The organism is Paenibacillus sp. ATY16 (genome assembly GCF_003399985.2).
GTDB lineage: Bacteria > Bacillota > Bacilli > Paenibacillales > Paenibacillaceae > Pristimantibacillus > Pristimantibacillus glycanilyticus.
The window spans coordinates 98,381-123,418 of record NZ_NMOK02000024.1 but is presented as its reverse complement, the minus strand read 5'-3'; the positions used below and the strand labels follow the sequence as shown (position 1 = coordinate 123,418).

At 49.9% G+C, this 25,038-nt stretch carries 17 protein-coding genes; 4 read left to right on the top strand and 13 right to left on the bottom strand.

Annotation, left to right across the window (positions count from 1 at the left end; genetic code table 11):
- Window positions 1-2: 2 nt before the first annotated feature.
- The 6 genes from CFI03_RS15720 to CFI03_RS15695 form a co-directional block, all read right to left on the bottom strand.
- Complete coding sequence (locus CFI03_RS15720) at window positions 3-1,712, bottom strand: sensor histidine kinase (RefSeq protein WP_248757935.1); 1,710 nt, start codon at window positions 1,710-1,712, stop codon at window positions 3-5.
- A gap of 35 nt (window positions 1,713-1,747) precedes the next feature.
- The gene (locus tag CFI03_RS15715) at window positions 1,748-3,268 is read right to left on the bottom strand and encodes an ABC transporter substrate-binding protein (RefSeq protein WP_248757934.1); all 1,521 of its coding nucleotides are present in this window, start codon (window positions 3,266-3,268) and stop codon (window positions 1,748-1,750) included.
- A gap of 137 nt (window positions 3,269-3,405) precedes the next feature.
- Window positions 3,406-9,780, bottom strand: coding sequence for an S-layer homology domain-containing protein (locus CFI03_RS15710; RefSeq protein ID WP_248757933.1), 6,375 nt, complete (start codon window positions 9,778-9,780; stop codon window positions 3,406-3,408).
- Between the two features lie 120 nt (window positions 9,781-9,900).
- Window positions 9,901-10,731, bottom strand: a complete 831-nt coding sequence (locus CFI03_RS15705) for a carbohydrate ABC transporter permease (protein WP_201008245.1) — start codon at window positions 10,729-10,731, stop codon at window positions 9,901-9,903.
- Window positions 10,732-10,751: 20 nt separating this feature from the next.
- On the bottom strand, window positions 10,752-11,627 hold the full coding sequence (locus CFI03_RS15700) for a carbohydrate ABC transporter permease (RefSeq protein ID WP_248757991.1): 876 nt from the start codon (window positions 11,625-11,627) through the stop codon (window positions 10,752-10,754).
- 79 nt (window positions 11,628-11,706) lie between these two features.
- Window positions 11,707-13,041 carry an ABC transporter substrate-binding protein gene (locus CFI03_RS15695; protein WP_248757932.1) on the bottom strand — a complete coding sequence of 445 codons (1,335 nt, stop codon included), beginning with the start codon at window positions 13,039-13,041 and terminating at the stop codon, window positions 11,707-11,709.
- A 242-nt stretch (window positions 13,042-13,283) separates the two neighbouring features.
- Between CFI03_RS15695 and CFI03_RS15690 the strand changes: the two genes are divergently transcribed.
- Entirely contained in the window at window positions 13,284-14,819 is a 1,536-nt protein-coding gene (locus CFI03_RS15690) for a glycoside hydrolase family 31 protein (protein ID WP_248757931.1), read from the top strand.
- A gap of 29 nt (window positions 14,820-14,848) precedes the next feature.
- Window positions 14,849-16,150, top strand: a complete 1,302-nt coding sequence (locus CFI03_RS15685; protein ID WP_248757930.1) for a Gfo/Idh/MocA family protein — start codon at window positions 14,849-14,851, stop codon at window positions 16,148-16,150.
- A 46-nt stretch (window positions 16,151-16,196) separates the two neighbouring features.
- On the opposite strand, the gene CFI03_RS15680 is transcribed toward CFI03_RS15685, so the two are convergent.
- The 4 genes from CFI03_RS15680 to CFI03_RS15665 form a co-directional block, all read right to left on the bottom strand.
- A complete protein-coding gene (locus CFI03_RS15680) occupies window positions 16,197-19,133 on the bottom strand; it encodes a DUF4832 domain-containing protein (RefSeq protein ID WP_248757929.1) in 2,937 nt (978 codons plus the stop codon).
- Between the two features lie 157 nt (window positions 19,134-19,290).
- Window positions 19,291-20,319, bottom strand: coding sequence for a LacI family DNA-binding transcriptional regulator (locus CFI03_RS15675; protein ID WP_248757928.1), 1,029 nt, complete (start codon window positions 20,317-20,319; stop codon window positions 19,291-19,293).
- Window positions 20,320-20,387: 68 nt separating this feature from the next.
- Window positions 20,388-20,786: a DoxX family protein gene (locus tag CFI03_RS15670; protein ID WP_248757927.1), complete on the bottom strand. Its 399-nt coding sequence runs from the start codon at window positions 20,784-20,786 to the stop codon at window positions 20,388-20,390.
- A gap of 20 nt (window positions 20,787-20,806) precedes the next feature.
- Entirely contained in the window at window positions 20,807-21,061 is a 255-nt protein-coding gene (locus CFI03_RS15665) for a DUF896 domain-containing protein (protein ID WP_248757926.1), read from the bottom strand.
- 344 nt (window positions 21,062-21,405) lie between these two features.
- Between CFI03_RS15665 and CFI03_RS15660 the strand changes: the two genes are divergently transcribed.
- Window positions 21,406-21,795: a hypothetical protein gene (locus CFI03_RS15660; RefSeq protein WP_248757925.1), complete on the top strand. Its 390-nt coding sequence runs from the start codon at window positions 21,406-21,408 to the stop codon at window positions 21,793-21,795.
- Between the two features lie 4 nt (window positions 21,796-21,799).
- Here CFI03_RS15660 and CFI03_RS15655 read toward each other — a convergent pair whose 3' ends face one another.
- Entirely contained in the window at window positions 21,800-22,255 is a 456-nt protein-coding gene (locus CFI03_RS15655; protein ID WP_248757924.1) for a DinB family protein, read from the bottom strand.
- A 117-nt stretch (window positions 22,256-22,372) separates the two neighbouring features.
- On the opposite strand from CFI03_RS15655, the gene CFI03_RS15650 reads away from it, so the two are divergent.
- Window positions 22,373-23,263: a YihY/virulence factor BrkB family protein gene (locus CFI03_RS15650; protein WP_248757923.1), complete on the top strand. Its 891-nt coding sequence runs from the start codon at window positions 22,373-22,375 to the stop codon at window positions 23,261-23,263.
- Here the strand turns inward: CFI03_RS15650 and CFI03_RS15645 are convergent, their stop codons facing one another.
- Together CFI03_RS15645 and CFI03_RS15640 are read right to left on the bottom strand one after the other, a co-directional pair.
- Entirely contained in the window at window positions 23,264-23,803 is a 540-nt protein-coding gene (locus CFI03_RS15645) for an RDD family protein (RefSeq protein WP_248757922.1), read from the bottom strand. It abuts the gene before it with no gap.
- Between the two features lie 94 nt (window positions 23,804-23,897).
- Complete coding sequence (locus tag CFI03_RS15640; protein ID WP_248757921.1) at window positions 23,898-25,037, bottom strand: toxic anion resistance protein; 1,140 nt, start codon at window positions 25,035-25,037, stop codon at window positions 23,898-23,900.
- Window position 25,038 lies beyond the last annotated feature (1 nt).

The following is a 25,038-nucleotide window of genomic DNA, read 5'->3' as shown; positions in this document are numbered from 1 at the left end:
GCCTACACACCTTCCTTGCCGCTCCAGCTTAGTTGCACGCAAAGTCCGCCTAACTCCGATTTGCTGAGATGTACGCCCGAATCGCTGCCGTACATTAACCGCAGGCGTTGGTGAACGTTTTTCAGACCGGATTCGATTTCCTCGCTGCTCGAATGAATCTTCTTACGCATCGATTCAATCATTTCGTAATCGCCCCCGGTGCCATTGTCCTCCACCGCTACATGGTTCATTCCTTCTTCGCTCCAGCATCTAATGCGGATCATGCCGAATTCGGACTGATTATTGAACGAATGCAGGATGACATTCTCTACGAGCGGCTGTACGATTAACCGCGGAACTTCGAGCTCCGCGAGCTGCGGCTCAACTTCGATCTGAAATTCGAAGTCATCCCTCAGCATGCAATGAATTTCCAGATAGAAATGGATCAAGTCCAGCTCCTCCTGCAGCTTCACCATTTTGCTTCCCGTCTTGGTTGTATACCGGTAATACTTGCTTAGGTTCATGGTCATCGAGATAGCGGCTTTATTTTCCTTGAGCTCTATCATGCTTTTGATATAAGCAAGCGTGTTATACAAAAAATGCGGATTGATCTGCGACTGCAGCTGCTTCAGCGTTGCATCCTTGGACCTGAGCTGTTCCTTGTACACATCCACGATCAGCTCCTCAATTTTGGAGGCCATGGAGTTAAATCTGTCGTACAGAAACCGGTATTCCCCCTTGGGCTTATCCGTCATCCTTACGGAATAAATCCCTTTCTCGATCAGATTCATGTTCCGGATCATCTTCCGAAACGGAATTTGAATGTTGCGGTACATCACGAAAGCTAGATAAGCCCCCATGAACAGAAGCATGCCGCTTATGAGGTAAAACATGGTCTGGTTCCGGCTGATCGGCGCCATGATATGGCTGATAGGTACATAGTCGACGAGATACCAGCCAAGCGATTCCAGCTTCTGATAATGAACCTGATACTTCGTTTTGTCGGATCGAAGAAGCATGTACCCGCTTTCCGTTGAGGGATCGATCTCCTTGAGCCGGGGAAGAAATTCGTCAATTTGTTTTACGTTAACCGAATAATTATAGATAGGGTCCGCTCCGGGATGGTACAGGAACGGATCGCCCGAGCCATTCGCTTTGAATTCCGACAAGGCGCTTCGAAGCGCGGATACGCCGAATTTAAGCACAACCCGCATACGCGCCTCGCCCGTCTCCGCCGAGTTCTCGGGATAAGACAAGATTTCCATGAAATAATCCTCGTTAGGATCGGAATAGTACTGCCAAAAGGTATCCTGCAGGGGAAACTCCTTCGGAAGCGCATTCAAGCTTGAGTTGCTTTTGATGGCGATACCGGTCTTGGGATAGAGAACCGCGATGACGGCTTTCCAATCGCCGTAACCGGCAAGCCGGTTAATTTCTTCCGATACGGTTCGATTGACTCTGTATTTGCCCAGCACATCGTCCAGTAAATCGGGATACGCTAAATTTCGCACGTCCGTGCTTTCATACAGCATTTTCTTGTACGTATCCAGCCGGAAGAACAATTGGTCGAGCTGATTGGCGAACGTTTCGATCTGATACCGCTTCACCTTTATAATTTCATCGGTCAACACATCCGTGCTTGTTCGGTTCGACACCGCAAACAGGAGCAGGATCGGGATAAGTAAAATCAACAGCGTAGCGATCAATTTGGTAAATATGTTGAATCTGCTCATGACTGATCGTCCTCTCAGCTTCTTGCTCATGGCATTTAATGCTGGCGTTGGAATTCGGAGAACTGCTTTTTCAATTCGGCAAAAACAATATCAAAGCCCGCTTTCTTGAGAGCTGCGAGGGCGTCGTCATAATATTGATCGTAACTGGCTATCCCGAAGTTGATAGGCTCGAATTTTTCTTTATAGACCGCCATCACTTGCGCGATCTCGTTCTTAACGGGAGCTTCGTTGAAGTGGAATCCGGATAGCTTGGAGATGCGCGAATTCTCGTCGTTCGCAAGCATATCCTCGATCACGTCATCCTCTACGTTAGCCGGAGCGATAAAATAATCCTTGTTCCGCCACATCCATTCGTACATCAGCTGATCATTAGTCAATTGCTTGATTTTACCGTTATCCAGCACGTAATCCTTGCCTTCAACCCCGTAAATAATAAAGTTGTAATTTTCTTTGCTTTGCAAAATCCAATTCATAAACATCATCGCGCGTTCCGGATTTTTCGACGCGGAAGTAATCATAAACGCTTCATTGCTTGGCGTCGTAATATACTTGGGCTTCTCTTTCGCCAGATAGTACTCGCGGAGCCTCGCTTCCGGATCGGCATTACGCGCCGTTTGCAGATTTTCCATCGCCCGGGAAACAGCACCCACGCGGAAAAGAAGCTTGCCCGCATTCTCCTGATCGATCTTCGCAGCCGGATTCCCCACGAGGTTCATGTCGATAATCCCCTTGTTCACCCAGGACTCTCGTAAATGAGCTACTTTCTTGTACAGATCGGACTGCACGTAGCTGAGCAGCTCTCCCGAATCCTCGTCCACCATAAACAGCATTCTCTCGTCCAAGGAAGAATAGTTCCGATCCGTCAACTCACGCCAAAACAATTCATGCCCGCGGTCGGTTTCCAAATAGCCGTAATAGCTCGGATCTATCGCGTGCATGCGTTGATAGAATTGTTCCAGATCCGCTATCGTCTCAATGTCCGTCATGCCGGCCTTCTCCAGCAAGTCCTGACGGACCATGACGGAGGAGAATTTCCCGGCGGATGTAAAGGCCTGAGAGGGTATCGCCCAAAGCTTCCCGTCGATCCGGTTCTGCTTGAAATTATCTTCGGGTATATGTTTAACAAGATCCTGCCCGTATTGGCCAAGAAGCTCGTCTAACGGCTGAATATAGCCTTTGCTGTAATAAACGGAGACGAACGGCGCGCCATACCAAAACAAGTCGTAATCTTCTCCGGTGGATAGGGCCAGCTCCAATTTTTGCTGGTAATTGGACCATGGAATATAAGTCAATTCCAAGTTCATGTTCAAATCTTTCTTGAGCCGGTCGTTCAGTTCATTCTCGACAAAATCGCCCATGCGAGACGACTGGTCTCCGGGCATAATCACCTTCAGCGTGACAAAGGATTCCGGTACGTCTTTTCCCGCGTTATCCGCTGTATCGGAATGAAGGGGTCCTGGCGATTGGGAGGAGTCAAGGTTTATATAATGGCTGAACAAGGCGAATAAGAGAGATAAGAAAAGTATCGCAACGGTACCGATCACAGCACGCTTCATCTTTGTAAGGCTTCCCCTTCACCATAGAGTCTCGAGTCTCAATGCTAGTCTACACTAATTCCAATAACGTGAATATGCCGTCATAGAACGGGAGCACATGGGCGCTAACGCCATGTGCTCCCGTATTCCTCTGCTTTTTAATTCATAAATTGAACGAATTGCAAAAACCGTTTGATCATAACGGCCGCTTCCGCGCGGGTTGCATTTGCTGCCGGATCTATGGTCGCCATAGACTTCCCTTTTATGATTCGAGCAGTGAGCAATTCGGCTATCGAAGCTTTTGCCCAAGGACTAATGGAGGCTTGATCCTTATAGTTTTCAAGAGCTTTGCCGTTCGCTTGGACCGGCTTGTTCACATAGCTCAGAGCTCTGGCTGTCATAACCGCGATTTGTTCGCGGGTGATTCGTTCATTCGGTTTAAAGGAATCATCCGCATAACCGTTAACAATCCCCGCATCAACGGCCGCTGCAACCGCATCCGCGAACCAGTCTCCTTGTGCTACGTCGCTAAAATCGGCTCCCGCAGCCGGAGAGCTAAGCCCAAGGGAACGAACAAGCAAGGCCGTAAACTCCGCGCGGGTAATCGGTTTGTCCGGCGAGAAGAGGTCAGGCGCAGTACCGTTTATGATTCGTTTCGAGGCCAGCAATTCGATTTCCGGCTTGGCCCAGTGTCCCTGAAGATCAGCGAACGTTCTGCTGCCCGAATCCGAAACCACCGCGTAAATGCTGTTCCCGTTGCGTTTGATGACAACTTCCGTGCTGCCCCCGTTAACTTGGAGGACGGAAGGAACAAAAGCAAACGTCCTTGTATCCGGGTTAAATAGAAGCGCAGTCGCGTTCGCTTGATTAACGGCTCCAGGCACAATAACCGTTCTCTCGAGGTAAGTGCTGCCGAAGCCGGTTATCTCCACCGATTGTCCGTTTGCTTGGGCATAGATTTTGTAGTCCAGGGCAGGGGCTAGCAAGGTTAACCCTTCCTTGCTTGCTTGTTCAGCCAATACATCCGCCGTGCTGCCGGCAACTTTATCGATAACTACGCTTAAGGTCATATTCTCAAGGTTCGTGCCAAGCTTTTGCGCTATATCGGCCAAGCCTAAAGCTTGGACGGGAACCTTGTAGCTTCCGAAATCCGTCAGGATTAGGATGGACGCATCCGATAGGTTCTTCCCAGCATCCACTAGGGCAGACGAAGGAATATTCACCTTCACGCTTCCGCCGTTGTTTTTCAACTCGATAATAACGGAATTGAATTTTACGCCGGATGGCTTGCCGCGAAGAGCTTGGAAGGCGTCTTGGAGCTTCTTCGCGTCAATGGCCGCTTCGGTTACGCCGTCCGTTGACCGGACAATGGTTACCGCATCTTGACCCAGCTTGATTCCTTTATCCGTTAAATCCGGCCCTGGCTGCGAGGTTGTTCCGCCGGAGGACGGGTTCGAGCTGGAATCATTGGACGCAACCGTCACCGCGAATTGCTTCTCCAGGTTGCCGTCGGTAGATTTAGCCGTAATGACGGTTCTGCCGATTCCGACAGCCTTGACCAGGCCAGCAGCGGATACATAGGCAGCTTTACCGTTCGAAGACGACCATACTACTCTTTTGTTGCCCGCTTCCGCCGGCACAACCGCGACATTGATCTGTGCGCTTGAACCGGGAGACAATTGAAGCTGGCTTGGCGTATTCGCCGTCAAGCCCGTCACTCTGACCGGAGCCTCGGCCGTACTATCCGTTACGTCTACGCTGCCTAGCTCCAGCCATCCGTCACTATTCTGCTCCTCGTTAGCGAAGCGGAACTTCTTGGCATCTGCGTTGATCTCCTCTAACGGATTCACGTAACGCATCAGGATTTGATAGCTTCCGTTGCTTAAAGCCGGATTGCTCGTCGATTCGAACAGCTTATTGTTGTCGAATCCGTTTGTATTCGGAAGCAGGTCTTTCAAGTCCCAACCGGGTTCCCATACCTTCACGATGCCGCTTTCGGATTTGGCCGCAAGCTCTACCTTCCAGTTATAGTAGAATGGCGCTACTCCCCTGTTTTCAACCTCTACGCCGACCTTCAGATTTCCATCCGCAGCGTCCAGATAGGCAGAAGGCACGTAATATTCATAGCCCAGTCTACGCGATCCTTCGACAGCTCTTGCCAGCGGCTCGGACTCCAGCGGCGTTTGGAAGACCCCTTGCGTAATCAGCCAAGAGGCATGGGTCAAGTTCAGGCTGGTGTAATAATCTTCGCCTTGCGCTCCCTCGATCGGTGCCGATGGTTCATTGTATACTGGCGGATCATTGTTCCACATCTTCAATTGAATTTCCGGTCTCATCTCTCCGCCCATGCTGTTCGTTTTCCAGAAATCCGTCACTCCGGCGTCTTTGACTTTGCCCCAGAAATGCCAGCCTTGGCCTCCGAGACTTGGCGGGAGGGTCTGTAAAGCAAAGGAATCGTCATGGTAGCCGACATCGAAGTTTTTGGTTTTGAGCGTGCTGTTGTCCATCGGATATCTTAAGACAAGCTGCGTTTCGTTAAAAGCGTTGTCCATATCGGTAAGAACCCGCTTCAGGTTGGCGTCTGTCGGCATTAAATTCGGCGATTTGATATTTCCGTCGTAAGGGTACGTATGCCATTCGCCCCAGAAGCCGATCAATCCAATGGTCAGGAATCCGATACGCGGATCGCCGTCATAACGGGCTCCAAGCGCTTCAATGAAATTGTCCAAGGCTCCCAATAAGTGCTCATCGTTATAATCAGGCGCTAGACTCGTGGCGTCTTTACCGTTGTTGTATTCCGAATAAGCGTAAGTCTCCAGCCCTTCGTCCAGAAGAAATTGCGGGATTCCGGACGGCTTGTTCGGATAATCCAAATAGACCCTGAATACGGCCTGATTGCCTCTGGATGCAACGGCTTCAAGCCGTTTGTCCAGCTCCGTCCAATTAAAATCATTCAGGTTGTTCATCAGCTTATTAAGCGGAAGGTAGAAGAACTCTAAGCTGTAAGGCAGCTGCGTTGGACGGTCTCTCCAATCATCGCCTTCGGTGAAATAAGACTCCTCCGAAGCATCGTAGAAAGGAAGGAAGCCCTTAAGCGGATTGTCTACCGGCGCACTCCGATACGTAAGCGCCTCCGTTCCGGCTGCTGTTGCCCAAGCCGGAGGAGCCGGGTGGTCAACAGGCTCGGTTGTTGATCCTCCTCCTGATCCGCCGGTTCTGCCAGCTAACGCATAGAGGGCAATTTGGTCGATGCTGAGAACATTGTCGGCTTGATTTTTCGGGCCAAAGCCGAATTGAATTTGCAAAACCTTGCTCGCATCAAACTTCGCGTCGCAAGCATCGCAGCCTTGCCATGCGGACTGGATCAATGCGCTCCAAGGAATTCTCACCATTCCCTTGTAGCCTGCGGCAATGGATAGGGAGCCTCCGCCAAGAGTGGTTGTTTTCCAGCCTTCGGCACCTTGATAGAATTGTACGGTTCCTCCTTCTTTCAAGGAGAATTCGCCTTTTGGCGCGTCCGTAACAAGCGAGATACTCAGATCCATATTTTTGCTGCTTGGCGATACATTGTTGACCCAGAAGGTAAGCCCGTCAAAGGCGGACCAATCCGTATCCGACCCGCTAAAGGCAGCGCGTTTAACGTTTACCCAATCGGATGCCGTTTTGCCCGGAGGAGGGGATACGGAAAACTTCATCGCTTGATTGCCATTCGAGACATTCGCATGATCAATCGTACGAAGGGTAGACGGTTCTCCGGATTCCCAGTCGATCCGCCAGATATTCTGCAAGGCAGCATCGTCCGGGTACGATTCGAAATCGTCCAACATTTTATCCGCCCGATAGAGCATAATGTCATCAATCGTGATGACGTTATGCGGATAACCCGCAGGCGGGTATCCGAACTGAAGTCCCGTTACGTCGCTTGGATCAAGCACCGCTGCGCAGTCTGCCTGAACGCCGTCGCATTGCCATGCGGATTGAACGAATTGATCCCAAGCGAGCTTCACGACACCCTTGAAGCCTGCGGGAACGTTAAGCGACGCTCCATTAAACGCGGCAGGCTGCAAGCTTCCGTCCGCCGCAATCGTTAAGGCATGCCCGCCTTCCTTTAATCCGAACTCGCCTTTGGCCGCAGGCGTCTGAAGCGCGACATTTAAGCTGAAATCCTTATTGTCGTTTGTTGTATTGTCCACCCAGAAGCTTAAGCCGTCATACTTGGACCAATCTCTCTTGCCTGTAGGGATGGCATGGATCATATTCGCCCACTCCGAATCCGCGATAGCGGTCGACAGCCGTAGGCCCTTGCTTCCGCTCGACTCTCCAAGCTCTCTAGTAACGGAGCCCGGTTTGTCGGACCATGCTTCGGTCCATGCCTGCCCAAGGGCGGCATCATCCGCATAGGATTCGAAATCTTCGATAAGCCCCGGCCAGTCTGAACCGGATCCAGGGTTCGTGCCAGGATTATCCGTATCTGACTCCACCTTATCCGTAAAGTAGATTTCATCGATATAGATCGTTCCCGTAGTCCCCCACGTTGCCTGTGAAATCGCAATGCTCCAAATCGTTTGCGACAGATCTACTCCTTGATTAGGCAAATCGATAACAAAGTCTTTGTAGCTTGTCGTTACCGTATCGCCGCTGAGTTGACCAAGTGTTTTCGTTACTCCGCCGATGCTCACATTGACGAGATTCTCTTCGCCTCCGACGGCTCCTTTCGCCCGAATGACCAGCTTGCTCGTATCGGCAAGATTCCGGCCGATATTCGTTTCCATACGCGACATATTCTGAACCTTCAGCACTAATGCGCCGCCTTCTACAACACCGGCGCCGTTCCCATTGGCAAAGCCGCTTGAGCCGGTCCATTGGTTCAGATCGTTCCGAGTGTCAGCCGACCATGCCGGCGTTCCGTCGTAATCATCCACTAGCAGGCGTTTAGGCGGTGCCGGCGGTGAAGTTGGAGGCTCCGAACACGGTGCAGCACAATCTCCTATCTTCACAGGCCCCAAATTCAGCCAGCCTTCTTTGTCTTGATCGGTATTTGCGAATCCTACTTTTTTCGCCTTATTGCTAATCGTATCTAGCGGATTAACGACCTTCATCACTAGATAGTAGTAGCCGTCATTTAGCCCCGGAGCGGCAATTGTTGTATCGAAATAATAAGGCTCGCCAAATGGAACATATTTTGGATCGCCGGCTACATTCCATTCCGGATACGTTCTGATCTCCGAAGGCATCACCTTCGTCAAATCCCAGGTTGTATCCCACTCTTTCACGATTTTTCCCGATGCATTCTTGACTCCCAGCTCTACCTTCCAAGGATAAGCGAAAGGAGCAACGCCATTGTTCTGAATAGTGACGCCAACCTTAAGAGGATCGCCTTGAGCAATGTCCTTATAATAGGCGCTCTTCACATTCAGATCGTAGCCCATCTTTCTCACGCCGGCGGCAACGGCAGCATCGCCAGCATTATAGTTGCTGATACCGCCTTGGTTAATCATCCACGTCGCATGAGTTAATTCAATATCGTCCAAGGCATGATCAACGTTAGTCCCGCCGCTGAACAGCTGGCTCTGAATTTCCGGGCGTACTTCCCCGCCAACGGATTCCGTTATCCATTTATTCTCCGAACCGGCTTCCAGCATCTTGGTCAGAAACGAATAATAGGCTCCGCCCATACTCTCGGGCTGCGTTACGCTTTGCGGCGGATCGCCTTCTTTATAACCGAAGGAGTCATCATGGTAGCCTATATTGTACTCCGATGCGCCAGGCAATCCGGGATACCGGACCTCAAGCTTCGTATAGTTGAAGGCTGTATCATAGGCGGTAAAAAGCTCTTTGATTGTATCGGCGTTAGGCATATAGTTCGGCAAACCATCTGCCGTATCCTCATCGTAAGGGTAAGTATGCCACTCCCCCCATAAACCAACGAGGCCCATATGAATAAAGCCAATACGCGGATCTCCATCATACTTTGCGCCGAAAGCTTTTATGAAGTTAGTCAAATACGTGACCATAAGCGGGTCGTCGTAATCGGGCTCGTCTTGGTTAAAGGTATCGTTATGACGCATCGCAATGCCGCTGTCATGAATAAACGCCGGTATGGCATCGTCTTTGCCCGGATATTCAAGATAGACTCTAAGCACCGCCTGATTCCCTCTTGCCGCAATGGCATTCAGCGCCGGCTCAATGCCCGTATCGAATGTAAAGGAATCCGGGCCATTCATCACAGCCCTCAGCGGAACATAATACCATTCCAGGCTATGGGGAAAGGAAGTCTCCGTTTCCCACGGATAGAACGGCGCAAATCCTTTTAGCGGATTGTCCAGCGGGCTGGGCGCATAGGTCAAATCATGCTTGGTCAGAGCACTATCCACCGCGGGGCTTGGATACGGATTCGTTGGTACGCGCGTCTGGTCCGGATTCGCGCTTACCCTGCTCGCGGCATTCCCAAAAAGCGTGCTCAATAACAAGGCGACAATGAGCATCGCTTTAAGCGATGTCCTTCCAATATCGTGCACGGATAACAGTTTCATCGAAATCCTCCTCTTTGCTATTTGAAAGCGCTGTCAATAATAAGCTTTAAATGTTACCCCTTTTGCCGTCATTCAAGCTGAAACAGGCTTTATCCGGACTCGCAGAAGTCCGGATACCCATTATCCTTTTGTTGCACTGAAGGCGATCCCTTCAATAAATTGTTTTTGGAAGATAAAGAAGAGAATAATCATCGGAACGACCGCCATAAAGGCGCCTGCCATTAACACCGGATAATCCGTTCCGAACATGGACACTAACGTCGCTATGCCCGATGACAAGGTCATCTTCTCCGGAGAGCTGTTGATAATAAGCGGCCATTGCAGCTCGTTCCAAGCCCACTGCAATTGAATAATAACGATGGCTACCAAAGCGGACCGGACTAAAGGAAGCATGATATGCCAATAAATTTGGAACGGATTGCAGCCATCCAGAACCGACGCTTCCTCCAGCTCCTTGGATATGCTCATGAAAAATTGCCTTAAAAGGAAAGTGGCAAACGGGCTGATCAAGGAAGCAATCCACAAAGCGGTAACGGTGTTGACGAGGCCGAGTTCGCTCATCATCATATATTGCGGCGTATAGAACACCGGATTCGGCACCATCATGACCGAGAGAAGCAAGATAAACAGAATCGAGCTTCCCGGAAACCGGATACGCGCAAAAGCATAAGCCGCCATCGAACTAAAGATAACGGGAAACACGGTTTTCATGACCGCCGATATAACCGTGTTCAGGTAATAATGCGGGAACTCCGATTGCTTAATTGCCTCTATATATCCTCTTAAGCTGGGGGCATCCGGTAAATAACGGATCGGAATCTGCGTGGCTTCCGTCGTTGTCTTCAGCGAAGTCAGCACCATCCATACAAACGGAACAAGCATAGCGATAGCGCTGATAATAAGAATGATGTGAACAACCAGGTGAGCCTTCCTCGCCGATGAGCTGATCATAGTTGCGTCCTCCCCCTTCCTCAGTCGTAGACGACCCATTTTTTCTGGAATGCGAATTGAATGCCTGTCAGCGCAAGGTTGATCACCAGCAAAATATTGATAATGGCAGCGCCGTAATTGCGGTCATTATAAATGAAGCTGTTCTGGTAGTAGGCATACACAAGCGAGCGAACCGACGGTAGCGCGACATTCGTCTTTCCGATAATCAGATAGATCGAGTCGAAAATCTGCGTAGCTCCAATTAATAGAATAATACTGGTGAAAAACAGAGTTGGCGTGAGCATCGGAATGGTAATATACCGAAACTTGTTGAATCGCTTGGCGCCGTCGATATCCGCCGCTTCATACAGCGATTTCGGTATCCCTTGCAAGCCTGCGAGAACAAGCAGCATATTCATGCCGATGGCTCCCCATACGCCTACGATAACCAGTACAAGCATGGCATAATGGCCATTGGACAGCCATGCGATATGCGTCCCCAATAAATGGTTGATGAGGCCGAAGTCTTTAGCGAACAGGACAACCCATACCATCGCTGCCGCGGCAGGCATGGTCACTTGCGGCAGGAAAAATATAACGCGATAAAGGGATACCCCTTTGATCTTCGTATTCAGCAGTACGGCAAACAAGGTTGAAAGCACAAGCGTAAGGGGTACAAACATCGCTACATAAACTAAGGTGTTACGCAGATTTTGCCAAAACTCTTTATCACGGAATAACTTCGCATAGTTATCGAATCCAACCCAATGATTTACGGTCCCGAAATTTTCCGAATGCTGGAAGCCTAACAGGATCGATTGGATAACCGGCCAACCCCAGAAAACCAATGTGCCTATGAGAGTCGGCGCGATCATGAAATAAGCCCACACATACCTGCTTCTGGAATTCAATTTCACCACTCCCTATTCATCGGAGACGTTCCTGACAGAAGGAACGTCTCCCGAATTCCGCTTTAGTTTAACGATACTTACCTAATTACTTTGTATCCGCGATGGCTTGATTCATCATCTCCGCAACCTTCTTGGCGCCTTCTTCTACCGAGATGGCTCCGCCCCATGCCTGCGACATAATCTCAGGCTCTTTCGCGAACCATACCGGATACGACATCGAACCGCTTGGATACGGAGTTGCGTCGGCTACTTGCTCCGTGAATACTTTCAGATTCAGATACGGTCTCGAGGTCAGCCATGCATCCTGCGTGCCGTTGTACGCCGGAATAGCCGCGCCCATCTGCGCCGTAATTTCCGCTGCTTTTTGCGATCCCAGGAACTTAAGGAACAGCCAAGCCTCTTCCTTGTTTTTGCCGCTTGCCGACATTACGTTGCCAAGGCCGTTAATGATATTGGCTCTTTTCACTTTGCCCATAGGAAGTTTCGCCCAATCCCATTTCCCCTTGATAATGTCGCTGCTGTCGATATCGCTGATCCGCCAGGAACCGTCGAAAATCATCGCTAACTTGCCGGACTTGAACATCTCGGTTGCTTCCATATCCGTCATTTGCTGATGAGTTGGAGAAGCGCCGTCAACCGTCATTTGATAACGGGCTTGCAAAGCTTCGATAGAAGCCGGATCGTCGTACCCCGATTTGCTCATATCATCGGAAATGATTTTGCCGCCGTTAGCCAGCATATCGTTCCAATAGCCGGTTTGCGTATCCATCTTGGCTCCAAAGCCGTAAATGCCCTTGTCAGGCTGGCTCAGCTGTTTGGCAACCTCGGCCAGCTTGGCATAAGTCCAAGTGTCGTCCGGATAAGGGATGCCCGCTTGATCGAACAACTCTTTGTTGTAAGCCAGACCGATGGTATCGAAATCTTTAGGGATGCCATAGTTCTCGCCGTTCAGCGTATAAATGGAAGCAAGATTCGCCGCGTAATTATTGAGGTCGATTTCCCCGGCAGCTACTTTGCTTGTGATTGGCTCAAGGAATTTACCGGAGGCGTAAGTTGCGAATTGACCTCCGTGCATCCAGAACACGTCCGGCAGCGTCCCCGCAGGAGCGGCAGCGGACATTTTTGTCCAATAATCGGCCCATGGGATAACTTCGACCTTAACCTTGATATTTGGGTTTTGCGCCGTAAATTCTTTTGCGATCGCTTCCATAGCCGGCTGCTGAATTTTGTCCCAGATGGCATAGGTAAGCGTTACGTTCTTTTTAGGCGCATCCGTTGCCTCACCGGCGTTGCCGTTCTTGCTGTCGTCCGGTTTGTTGTTTGGCGCGTTGTTCGAGCTGTTGCTGCATGCAGCGGTAATTAAGGAAAGAACCATCAGGACAAGCACGAGCATGAATGAAAATTTGTTTCTTTTCACCATTTTATATCCCCCTAATAAATTGTTTAGGCAAAAATTTTGCGTAAACTCTATCATCAGCATCACCCTTGCCTCTTACACTTTTAGTTTAATCGATCTCTATAAACGCTTTAAATGCCTCATTTTTAAGATCGCATGCCTTATTGTTAAGATGAAAAAAGGTTTGCATTCAAATATAGATTCCTCCATAATATCAGTAAATAATTGCGCAAATTATTTCATAAAACAAATTGGGAGTGTCTACTATGACAATCACTGCACTGCAACGAGAGCCCGGAGAATTCTGGTGGGGAGGCGTTATCAATGAGGGTCATCTTATGCCGTTTGGCGATCGGCCGCATTCGCGCGACCTGCGTTTGACCGACGACAATCAAGCTTCCCCCTTATTGCTGTCTAATCGAGGAAGATATATTTGGTCCGAAGAGCCTTTTGCCTTCTCCTTTAATGAGAGCACCTTGACGATCGATCACCCGCAGAAGATTACGATTGAAGAAGGTCATTTCACCCTTCAAGGCGCTTACCGGCATGCCTGCGTCAACCATTTCCCCACTTCCGGCGTTACGCCGGACGAAATGGCCTTTACGGCGCCGCAATACTGTACTTGGGTGGAAATGTTCTATGAGCCGACGCAAGAGAAGCTTATTCATTACGCGAAATCTATTATCGAGAACGGCTTTCCTCCAGGCGTCCTGATCATTGACGATAATTGGATGCAGGATTACGGAACCTGGGATTTCGAGAAGCATCGTTTCCCCGATCCAGCCCGAATGATTCAAGCCCTGCATGAATTAGGATTTAAGGTCATGCTGTGGGTATGCCCGTACGTGAGTCCGGACAGCATCACCTTCCGGCAATTAATGAGCCAAGATCTGTTGATGAAGCATGCTGACGGCACGCCTGTGTTGAGAAGATGGTGGAACGGGTACAGCGGGGTCGTGGATTATACCCGCAAGGAAGGCTCCGCATGGTTCAAGCGGCAGCTGGACAGGCTGATCCTAGATTACGGAGTTGACGGCTTCAAGCTGGACGCGGGCGAGCCTATACTGCCCGGCCTGCTGAATGACGTTTCCCGGGAAGTCGAATGGTCGCGTCCTATTCTCCCGATGGAAGATTGCGAGGCTTACGCGCGATTGGGAATCGGATACGGGCTTAGCGAGCTGCGGATGTGCTGGAAGCTTGGAGGCCAAGCGCTTATTCAGCGGCAGCGCGATAAGACGCACACGTGGGATGCGACAGGGCTCGGGGGACTCATTCCCAATGCAATCGCTCAAGGTCTCATGGGATATGCCTATAATTGTCCCGATATGATTGGCGGAGGAATGGATGGCGATATCAACTCGCCTCATTTCCGATTCGATTCCGAACTTTTTATCCGTTTTGTTCAGTGCTCGGCTTTATTCCCCGTTATGCAGTTCTCCATGGCTCCTTGGAGGGTTCTTAGCGGCGAAGAATTATCCTGGTGCATGGATGCGGTGCAGCTCCGGACAAAGCTTGGACCCGCTCTCCTCGAGCTTGCGAACCAGGCTGCCGTGGATGGACTGCCGATCCTGCGGAGCTTGGAATTCGTTTTTCCGAATCAAGGCTACCATGCAATCCAGGATCAATTCATGGTTGGCGACTCTATTCTGGTAGCCCCGGTATTAATGAAAGGACAACTTACTAGAATGATCCAATTTCCGGAAGGTCGATGGCTCGGCGATGACGAAAGTGTAGTAGAAGGCCCTATCCGGCTAGAAGTGCATGCGCCGCTGTCCCGATTGCCGTGGTATCGAAAAATCTAAATCGTTGCTTCGAGGAGGGTGATCTTTACATGAAAAAAATCAAACTAGCCGTTATAGGAGCAGGTGCGCGAGGTTTCTTGTCCTATATGCCTTATGTTCAAAGATTTCCGAGCGAGGTTGAGGTCGTCGCAGTCGCGGAACCAAGCCAAGAGAGAAGAACGAGATTTGCGGAAGCGCTAAACTTAACTGCGGATCAGCTCTATTCAACATGGGAAGAATTGCTGGGCAAGCCCAAGCTTTGCGATGCGCTTCTGATCTGCACGCAAGACCAGATGCATTACGAGCCTACGATAGCCGCTCTCCGCAAAGGGTATCATGTCCTGCTGGAGAAGCCGATGTCGAACAGTCCAAGCGAATGCGCAGCCATGGAGGCCGTGGCCCGCGAAGAGGGACGACTGCTCTCGATCTGCCACGTTTCGAGATATACCCCTTTCTGGCAAAAAATGAAGCAGCTTATTCAAGACGGCTCCATCGGGAACGTCATGTCCATTCAACATAACGAAAACGTCGGTTACCTCCATTACGCTCATAGCTTTGTGCGGGGCAACTGGCGTAACGATACGCTCTCCAGTCCAATGATTTTGGCCAAATCCTGTCATGACATGGATCTCATTCGCTGGCTTGTGGATGCCGACTGCGCGAAGGTCAGCTCCTTCGGTTCGTTAAGCCACTTCCGGGTTGAGAATGCGCCCGAAGGGTCGACCGAACGCTGCACGGATGGCTGCGCGGTAGAATCGACCTGCCCTTATTCCGCATTGCGATTCTACATGCAGGACACGAAAGCGAATCATTTTGCGGCGCTTATCGCGGATCCTCCCACCGAAACGAACAGAATGAAGGCGATCCTGGAAGGTCCTTACGGCAAATGCGTTTACAGAACGGATAATAATGTCGTCGATCATCAGACGGTAAACATGGAATTCGAGAATGGCGTTACCGTTATGTTCAGCATGAGCGGGTTTACGCGGGATATTAACCGCATCGTTCAAATCATGGGGACCAAAGGGGAAATTCGCGGCGATCTGTTAAACGGCCGTATCGAGCTGTTCGATTTCTCCTCCGGCACGTTGTCGGTTATTCAAATCCCTAACAGCCAGAGCGGTCATCAAGGCGGCGACGACGGAATCATGCGGCAATTCGTGTCCGATCTCCGGCATGAAAGGTACATCGATACCTTGACCTCCGCGCAAGCCTCGTTGGAGAGCCACTTAATGGCTTTTGCTGCCGAGAATTCAAGGTTGAATGGCGGCGCACTCGTCGACATGAAGCTCTTCCGTCAATCTTTTGCGTTAAATGCAACCGGAACTATGCCAAGCGATAACGCGGTATAAAAAAAATGAAAAGGCTGGCCCGCGCAACCGCAGGCCAGCCTTATTTTTACTCGAAACGAATCTCGTCTATCCAGACCGTACTATTGCCTCCATGCCAGAAGGTCATCGTCAATTGTCCGGGGCTGCTTCGGTCTACTCCGTTCGATGCCAAGTTAATAGTAATATCCTTGTAGCCAGCCGTAATCGTGTCCCCGCTGAATTCTCCCAGTGTCTTGGTCACTCCGCCAATCGTGAGCTGCATATGGTTTTGTTCCCCGCCGCTTGCGCCTTTGATGCGAATGACCAGCTTGGTATAGCTTCCTACATCCTGGGTAATATCCGTGCCTAACCATCCGTTGTTGTTATACTCCAGCTTCAGAGCACCCGAATCAATAACGCCCGCATTGTTGGCGAAGCTGTTTGCGCCCGCCCATTTGCCGAGATCATTGGTTCCCGGCCAGCTTGGCGAATTGTTGAAGTTATCGACCAGCAAGGCAGTTGTTCCGCCGCTTCCGGCATTGGTCGTTACATTAACCGTCGCGCTGGCTGCCGATAAATTGCCCGCCGCATCCTTTGCTTTGACCGTATACGCGTATGCCGTATTGGCATTTACCCCGCTGTCCGTAAAGCTGGTTGAGGCCGAGGTGCCTGCTTGATTCCCGTCTCTGTAAATGACATACTGCGACACGCCGACATTATCCGTCGAAGCGCTCCATGCCAAGCTGACGCTGCTTGAGGTTTTGCCAGAGACGCTTACGTTGGTTGGCGCAGCAGGCGCTTGGGTATCCCCACTGCCGCCGCCGGCGCTAATCTGAATGCGGTCAAAGTCAGGCGCCCAGCCTGTCGGATTCGAGAAATGAATCGTGTTATTGCCTGCATTCAGCTGTATTTGCGTCTGAACGGTGCCAATGGCCGTCCAGCTTCCCGTGCTAGGCATGCTCAGTGTAACTGGCGATCCTCCGTTAACCCGTATTTGCGCGGAGCGGGCTTCTCCGCTGAGGTAAGACACGGTCATCGTATACGTTCCCGCTGCAGATGCGCTGACCCCGTTAAATTGCAGCGTACCGTCATTATTTCCGACATAGCCTACTTTCGAGCCTCCCGAGCAGGTGCTGCACGCGGAAATGACCGCCGCTCCGGTCCGCGTATTCGCTGAAGCTTCCGCTTCATAAACCGTCAAAGTGCCTCCTCCTCCGGAAGCGCTGGTGGTCGCGGTTACGGAGCCGCTTGCGCCGGATACATTCCCCGCTCCATCCTTGGCCTTAACGGTGTAGACGTAGCTCGTGCTTGGACTTAATCCGCTATCGGTAAAGGTAGTGCCTGTCGCAGCCCCTGCCCATACTCCACCGCGATAAACGTCATAACCGGTCACGCCTACGTTGTCGGTTGAAGCCGACCACGACAAGCTGACGCTGCTCGAGCTCGTGCCGCTTACCGTCAAATTCCCCGGAACGCTTGGCGCCTGAGTATCCGCGCTTCCTCCGCCGCTGTAGCCGCCATCATAAGGCGTCTGAGTCAAGCTGTACGAAAGCGTGTTATCCGGCTTCAGTTGATCGAAAGGTCCGATGTTCTGATCTGCGGGATCCATGCCGATTCCCACTTTGCCAAGCGGTGTTCTTCCGCCCGTGTAATAGTTCGAGTTCGCGAATCTGGCGCTAGGCTTATAGCCGGCCGGATCCAGAATGGTCAGCGCCAATGTGTAGGTTCCCACCGCCATATTGGACGGAATCGTAAAGGCACCCGAAACCTGTTGAACGGCTGGCGCTTGATTGTATTGACGCGTCGCGGCGTTCCAATCGTCGCCCGGCATCCAGTTCCGTATATCCGTGCCGCTGAAAATACCCTTCCATGCAACCGTGCGGTCGCTTCTCAGCAAGCTCGCTTCCACCGGCCAGTTATAATAGAACGGCGCGGAGCCTTTGTTCACGACCGAGAAGGACACATTCATGGATCCGCCGGGCTGCACGCTGCCTGAGTATGTAGCCTGGTTGATGACGAACCGATAGCCGAATTCCTTCTGCATTAGCGCAGCCCCTTGCGAGACGGCGGAATTGTTCGCATCGTACAAATCAATCCAGCCCAGACTGGTTGTATGCGTTTTTTTGATCCAGTCGATCACGTAGTTCCGATGGTTCGGATCGCTTAACGTATCATTCGGGGAATCACCCGGCTGAATATTTTTCTGCCCCCAATCGTAAGCAACCTCCCCGCCGTTAACCTGCGTTCTCCAGACATTTCTCGTCGCAATGCCTTCGCCTCCCGATAGGTCATCGATTAAAGCAAACGAATCCCACAGAAATCCGAAGTTGAAATTTTGGAAGGTATCGGGATAGCGCACTTGCACCTTCTTGTTCTGAAACGCCTGCGAAGCCGCGTTGCCTAATGCGGTCTGGAAGGCGAGCGGAATCCGGTCGGTCCCGTCCGCAAGCTTATCCGGATAAATATGATGCTCTCCCCAATTCCCCCATAGCCCCAGCTCGATGTAGGCCACTCTCGGATCGTTATCCCAAGCTTGGCCAAGCTTCTGGATGAAGGCGGTCAGACGGTTTTTCAAGGTGTCCGTTGTCCATTGCGTAGCCACGTCCCCGTGAGGAACGCCTTCCGGCCAATATTCTCCGGTGTTCGGGTAAACGATAACTACGCGAGGAATAACCTTTTTGTTCTGACTTTCAATCCCCGCCCAAGCTGTATTGCTCCAATCCTTGATCTTCTGAACGGAGTCTGACGCCGCATTCTCCAAATCGGTGTATTTGATATAGTGCTTAAACACAGTGCCGTATTCAGAATTCGAGAAACTCGTGTCATTCAAAAAGCGGGTTGGCCGAAATCCCATTAAGGGGTTTTTGAACGCCTCTTGCGTTTCCGTCAAATTAACCGTGATTGCGCCAACGGCTGCTGACGCCTTATCCGGAAACGGAAAGGCAAACGAACCTCCAGTCAATAACACAAACGACATCAAAACGGTAAACGCTTTCAAGATTGGCCTGGAACCTATCCTTCTCATCAATCATCCCTCCCATAGTGATGAAATTTACGCAAATAATTTGCGCAATTTATTTGCGCTCTTAGTATATTCTACCAGCGTTTACTTCGTCAATCTAAAAACAAAAATAGCCGTCCTCCGATCCGGCGATCGGAGGACGGCTATTCGCATCCGTTTATTACGCTTTGCCTGCCGCTTTCGAGCAGGATTCCCGCTCAATCATCTCGGTCTTAAGGCTAATGTAAACTTCGGAAATGTTCTTGCTTGTTATCAATTCGGTCAGCACTTTTACGATGACGGAGCTGATATCGTATCTAAACCTTCTTACGGTCGTTAACGGCGGAACCATGAACTCCGACAGCTTCAGATCATCAAAGCCAACCAAGGAAACGTCTTTCGGAATACGGAGGTTCATTTCGGCCAAAGCCTTCATGGCTCCGTAAGCAATAATGTCGTTAAACGCGAAAATCGCGGTGATAGACGGCTGCTCCCGCATCAATTGCTTCACGGCTTCATAACCGTGCGAGGGATCAAACGCGCCCATTGCAACATTGGCGTCGGTCCATGGGATCCCCAAATCGCGGAATGCGTCTTTGCATCCGTCCAGCCGGTTCAAATTGACGAGATGATTGCGGGGTCCCGCAATCATTCCGATTCTCCGATGGCCTAATCCGTGCAAATAACGGATCACCCCGTAAGCGCCTTTTCGGTTGTCGTAGTCAATATAGTTTTGCCCCGTATTGTAGGTTCTTCCGTTCGTAAACACATAAGGGATCCCGAGTCTATTCAATTCCTCATACATCTTATCGCCCTCAACCGGGTCGAATAGGATGGCAGCGTCCACTTTCTCCTCGCCCAAAAGCTTATAGGCCGGAGACGACTGCGAGTCCGAATAATGCTTCACTATATGAACCTGATGTCCGTATGCTTCAAACTCATCCTTTAAGTGATTCAAGTCGGCGGAGGTAGACGGATCGTTATCGAAAAAGTCATTGTTGCCCGGTACGATAACGACGATATTATAAGATATTCCAACCTGGTTGGAGGGAGCAATCCCCGGCTTTAAATGCTCATTGGCAATATCCAATACTTTTTTGCGAGTCTCTTCGCTGAAATTGCCCTGGTTGTTAATGATTCTGGATACCGTACTAATCGAAACGTTTGCTTTTTTTGCGATTTCTTTTAGCTTGATGCGAGCTCCCTCCATTTCCTAAGAAACTTTTTTGCATAATAAGAAAATTATAGCGGTTGTTATCTCATCCAGTCAACGTACCTTTAGAACAACAATGCATCCAGCGAATAAGCCCCTGCTCCGGTCAGCGCTACGCCGATCGCTACTGCAACGAGTACCAGCGGATATTCAAACCCGTTTGCCGTTGACCACAAGCCGTTAGGCAGATGCACTTTCACTATAGCGCCTGCCATGGTGAGCACAATCATTACTCCTGCCGCTACGGTGAACAGTCCAGCGGTGAACAGTGCGCCGCCCAGCAATTCCAACATTCCCGCAAAGACCGCCATAACAACGCCAGGACGAATGCCAACCGATTCCATCCAGCCTCCCGTCCCTTTCGGACCGTATCCCCCGAACAAGCCAAACAATTTCTGTGCACCATGTCCAACAAACAACAAACCTACCACTACCCGAATAATAAGAAGTCCCATATCCATCATTTTCATTCATCTCCCCAATTTTAATTAATAAATGAATCCGTCTGGCGTTCATCTCTTAGCAAAATCGCTTTGTCGGCAGCCAGCTTCTTCGGAGTTACGTCATACCCATTGTCATCGATGATCGAGACACCCAACAGCATATCGTGAACTTGACCTCGAATCTGCTGAATATACTCCTTGCGAAGCTCTGCCTGTTCTTTTGTCTCCTGCTCGTTAAGTCCTTCAGCATGCTGTTTTCTGCTCAATTCGTTAATGCGTCCCAGAATAGCAATCATAATCGTAGGCTCCTTTGTTCAATTGATTTTATCTTTAATTCAATTATCTTAACTTAAAGATATATGGCATAAAAGATTACCCATTTTCTGCTCACTCCTTCATTCCCATTGCATTTTGCTGTACATTTGATTCGGTTGTTATCTTTAAATTAAATATCTTGAATTAAAGATAATATAAATTCGTACTGCTGTCAACAGGCAAAATAAAATTTGTTCCTTCGCTTAACCTTCCGGACCTTTCTCTTTGTGACTGAAAAAATTCCCTTCTAACGAACAGTATGGTATAGAACCGGAATGGTTCCGTACCTTATCCATCTATCCCCGATGCTAGGAGGGAAAAACCGATGACGACCCAACTCGCTGAACGTATAAATCACTTATCTCAAAATAATACCACTATCCTTTCTATAATGGCCGAAATGATCGCGACTATGGAGTATGACGCCAAACTCAAAAAGGAAATTCTTTTTAAAGTTGATGAAATCAGTATGGAGATCTCCAAAAAAGATAAACTCTGTTATGACGTAGTGAATGCTACCGATAACGGTGGCTATCACAAAGCTATGATGGTATGGAAACAATTTAGAAATGATGTAGAGCATGCTCTAGGCGAGTTGCATAAGCGCATTCAACGGACAAGATACCCTGACGAATGGAGCGAGACCTATGAGCTCTTGAAGCGTCGAGCAGCTCTACATGACGATGAAGTGGCAAGATTAGAGCGGAAAGAATAGCAAGTTATAGCCTTGCGAACGTGATGTAATCGACTTGGACAGGCTCTGCCGATAGGGTCCGAAGTGCCCGGTTGATCTGTCCCCGGTGATATTGCCCGTGTAGGAGGACCTGCAGCAGAATATCGCGGACGGATGTTCGGAACGGAACACCGCTCTGATTCGAATAATCAATCATTTCGTCCAACCCGGATTCATCAAGCCGTTCGATATAAACCCGATATTGCTTGGCGTTTTCTTCGAACATCGTCCGGATCGCCGTCAGGTCTTCCGCTTCCTCCCACAATGAATATTGCGCGCTGCCCCTGCCCTGCAATCGGGAGAGCCAGACTTGCTCCGCAACAGCGACGTGCCGAACCAGCTTCAGAAGATCCTTGTTCTTCGTTTCACTCTCCTCGAGCGCGTCCAAAATTCGCCCGTCCGCCCAGTACAGGTGGTCCATCATGCGTCTAATCGTCTTCATTTCGTTTTCCTCCTCTTCGTCTCGTCAATTACTCGACTCTCCTGTAATCCGTTTTCTCAAATCCTGTTTAACATTTGGCCTCTCTTGTTTACCTTCTAATTAAGAGGGGTGAGAGCAATGAAACGAGTTTCCGCGATTCTTCCGTTTTTCAAAAATTTGTACAGCCGTTTTCGCGATGACGATGTTCCTGCTCTAGGGGCACAGCTTACATATTATTTTATTTTATCCTTTTTTCCGTTTCTAATCTTTGTGGTGAGCTTGATGAGCTTTGTCCGGTTGTCCGGAGACAGTGTCGTAGCTGAGCTTATTCGTCTGCTTCCGCAGCAAACGGGTGAAGCGATTCAGACGATTCTGCAAGAGGTAACAAAGGACAGCAGAGGCACGCTGCTATCAATCGGTATGATCGCTACGCTCTGGTCAGCGTCCAATGGCGTTAACGCGGTCATTAAAGGTGTCAATAAAGCTTATGATGTCGAGGAAAACCGCCCGTTCTGGAAGGTGAGAGCGATCTCGCTTGCGGCGACGGTTGTGTTAGCCCTTGCGATTTTGCTGGCGATTGTTTTGGTTATTTTCGGAGAGGTCATCGGTAATTTTCTATTCGATTGGTTCAATTCCCCGGTAGGCTTCGGACTCATCTGGGGCACATTGAAATACGTCTTTCCCATTTCGTTCATGATTGTTGTTTTCTCGCTGCTCTACTGGATTGTACCCAACCGCAAAGTTCCTTTCAAAGCCGCCCTTCCGGGAGCTCTGTTTGCGACCTTTGGGTGGATTGCATCCTCCTTGCTGTTCCAATTCTATATTAACAACTTTGGCAACTATTCCAAAACGTACGGAAGCATTGGCGGCATTATCATCCTGCTGATCTGGCTCTACATCAGCTCCAATATTATTATTCTAGGCGGAGAGGTCAACGCTACGCTTGAGGGCGGGCAAGCCAAGCCTTCTGTCGGTAAAACGCTGGCGAACGGCCGCGGCAAGCAAAAAACTCATTCGATTAAGCTATAGTTAATCCTTATCCTTATACCTGATAACGGTACCCGAAATATAGTCATATAGAGTTTGTCTATTTTTGCTCCATAATGGACTTATCAAGTATAGGAGTGCCAGACCGTAGACCGTTCCCAATAAAGAATAATAGAATGAATCGGAATAATTAGTAGGAATGACCATATGCCAGACGGTAAAATGAGCAAGCTCCCAAGGGACGAATTTCAGGGCGGAACGAAAAAGCGAGGAACCGAGTCCGATTGATTGGCCATGAATGCCAGTTACCACAATCCCCATTTTTCGTTTCCCCCATGTCGCATGCGATGCGGATCCTTCGCATAAGGCAAAGTAAAGATATACAGGCAGGGTAATGAACAGAAAACCAGTGACCTCCGCCAATATCGGATCTGTCGTAAACAACGGAATCAATAACGGGCGTATTAGATAAGATACACCGATCAGAAAGACGATGTAGCCCGCAATGATCACATAATCCCACAAAAATGCGATGATACGGGTGCCTATAGATACGTTTATTTCATTTGCCTGTTTATTCACAACGTTACCCCTCTTGAGCTGATCGGGAACTAAGCTACTTAGGAACATGCAGAAAAGCGACCCGTTACGGTCGCTTTTCTGCTGGAACGCTTCATTACAGCCCCAAAGCATTGCCCTTTTCAAGCCGCGATATATGCTTCTCGCCATCGTCGGCCAATGTCCTGAACTGGTTGATGGTTTCCCTCATTTTCGGAAGCGCCTGCTGTTTGTACGAGCTGATGGAATCAAACGCGGACAGTACATCCGCAAACGCTTGTTTCAACGTATCGACCGAAACCGTAGCTTCAATGGCTTGCTGTTGAATGGCAACGCCTTGCTCCTTAAGCATCCGGGACGTGCCGGCGATAAGGTTCGTCGTGGTCTGATTCAACAATTCTATTTTTTTGAGAACAATACCTTGATTGTACAAGGCGCTCGCCACCGTAACAGCTATTTTCAAAGCCGAAATCGTAACGGTCTTCGCCCGGTCCACGCCGCGAATGAGCTCCTTATTATTGCGGATAACGACCTCGTATGCCAACATCCCTTGCTGATTGACGACCAGCATTTGCTGCAAATCCATGACGCGCTGGCGCATCGGGAACAGGATCTCCTCGGTTATGAACCGAATCTTCTCGGGGTCCTCGCTGCGGCTTTTGGCCGCTTCGATCTGGGCTTCGATGGATTGGTCCATGAGCATACCAAGCTGAATTTCTTTCTTGAGCGTTTTGGTCAGCTTTCGGATTTCATGCTGTTCGAGCTCCAGCGTCGTATTGTCGTTTCTGAGCACGGCACCGCCTTTATCCAGCGATACCACGATATCGGCAATCACCTCGTCGGCCTTCTCGAACTTGAGAAAGTACGCCCGCAGCGGATTAAATAGCTTGCCGAGAAATCCTTTCTTGGCAAAGTCGATCATGCTTGGATCCAGATCCTTCAACTGCGTATGCAATTCGGCTAGCCCCTTCGCAACCGGGCCGCCCTCATCGCCGGATTTCGCAAGATTGCCGACCGAGACCTGCAGCAGGGTGTTTTTGTCGGAAGAGCGTTTCATGGTGTTCAGCCCGTAGGCGTCGATCGATTGAAGAATCTCTTTGCGCTGCTCCAGCGACTCGACATCCATCGTCATAATCATTTTAACGTTGGAATCCGCTTCTTCTTTCAGCTTCGCCTCTTCCTCCGGCAATGGCTGTATGGTAGGCTCGATCTCGGCCTTCAGCTCCTCCGGACTAGATACGTTCATCGAAAATGCCATT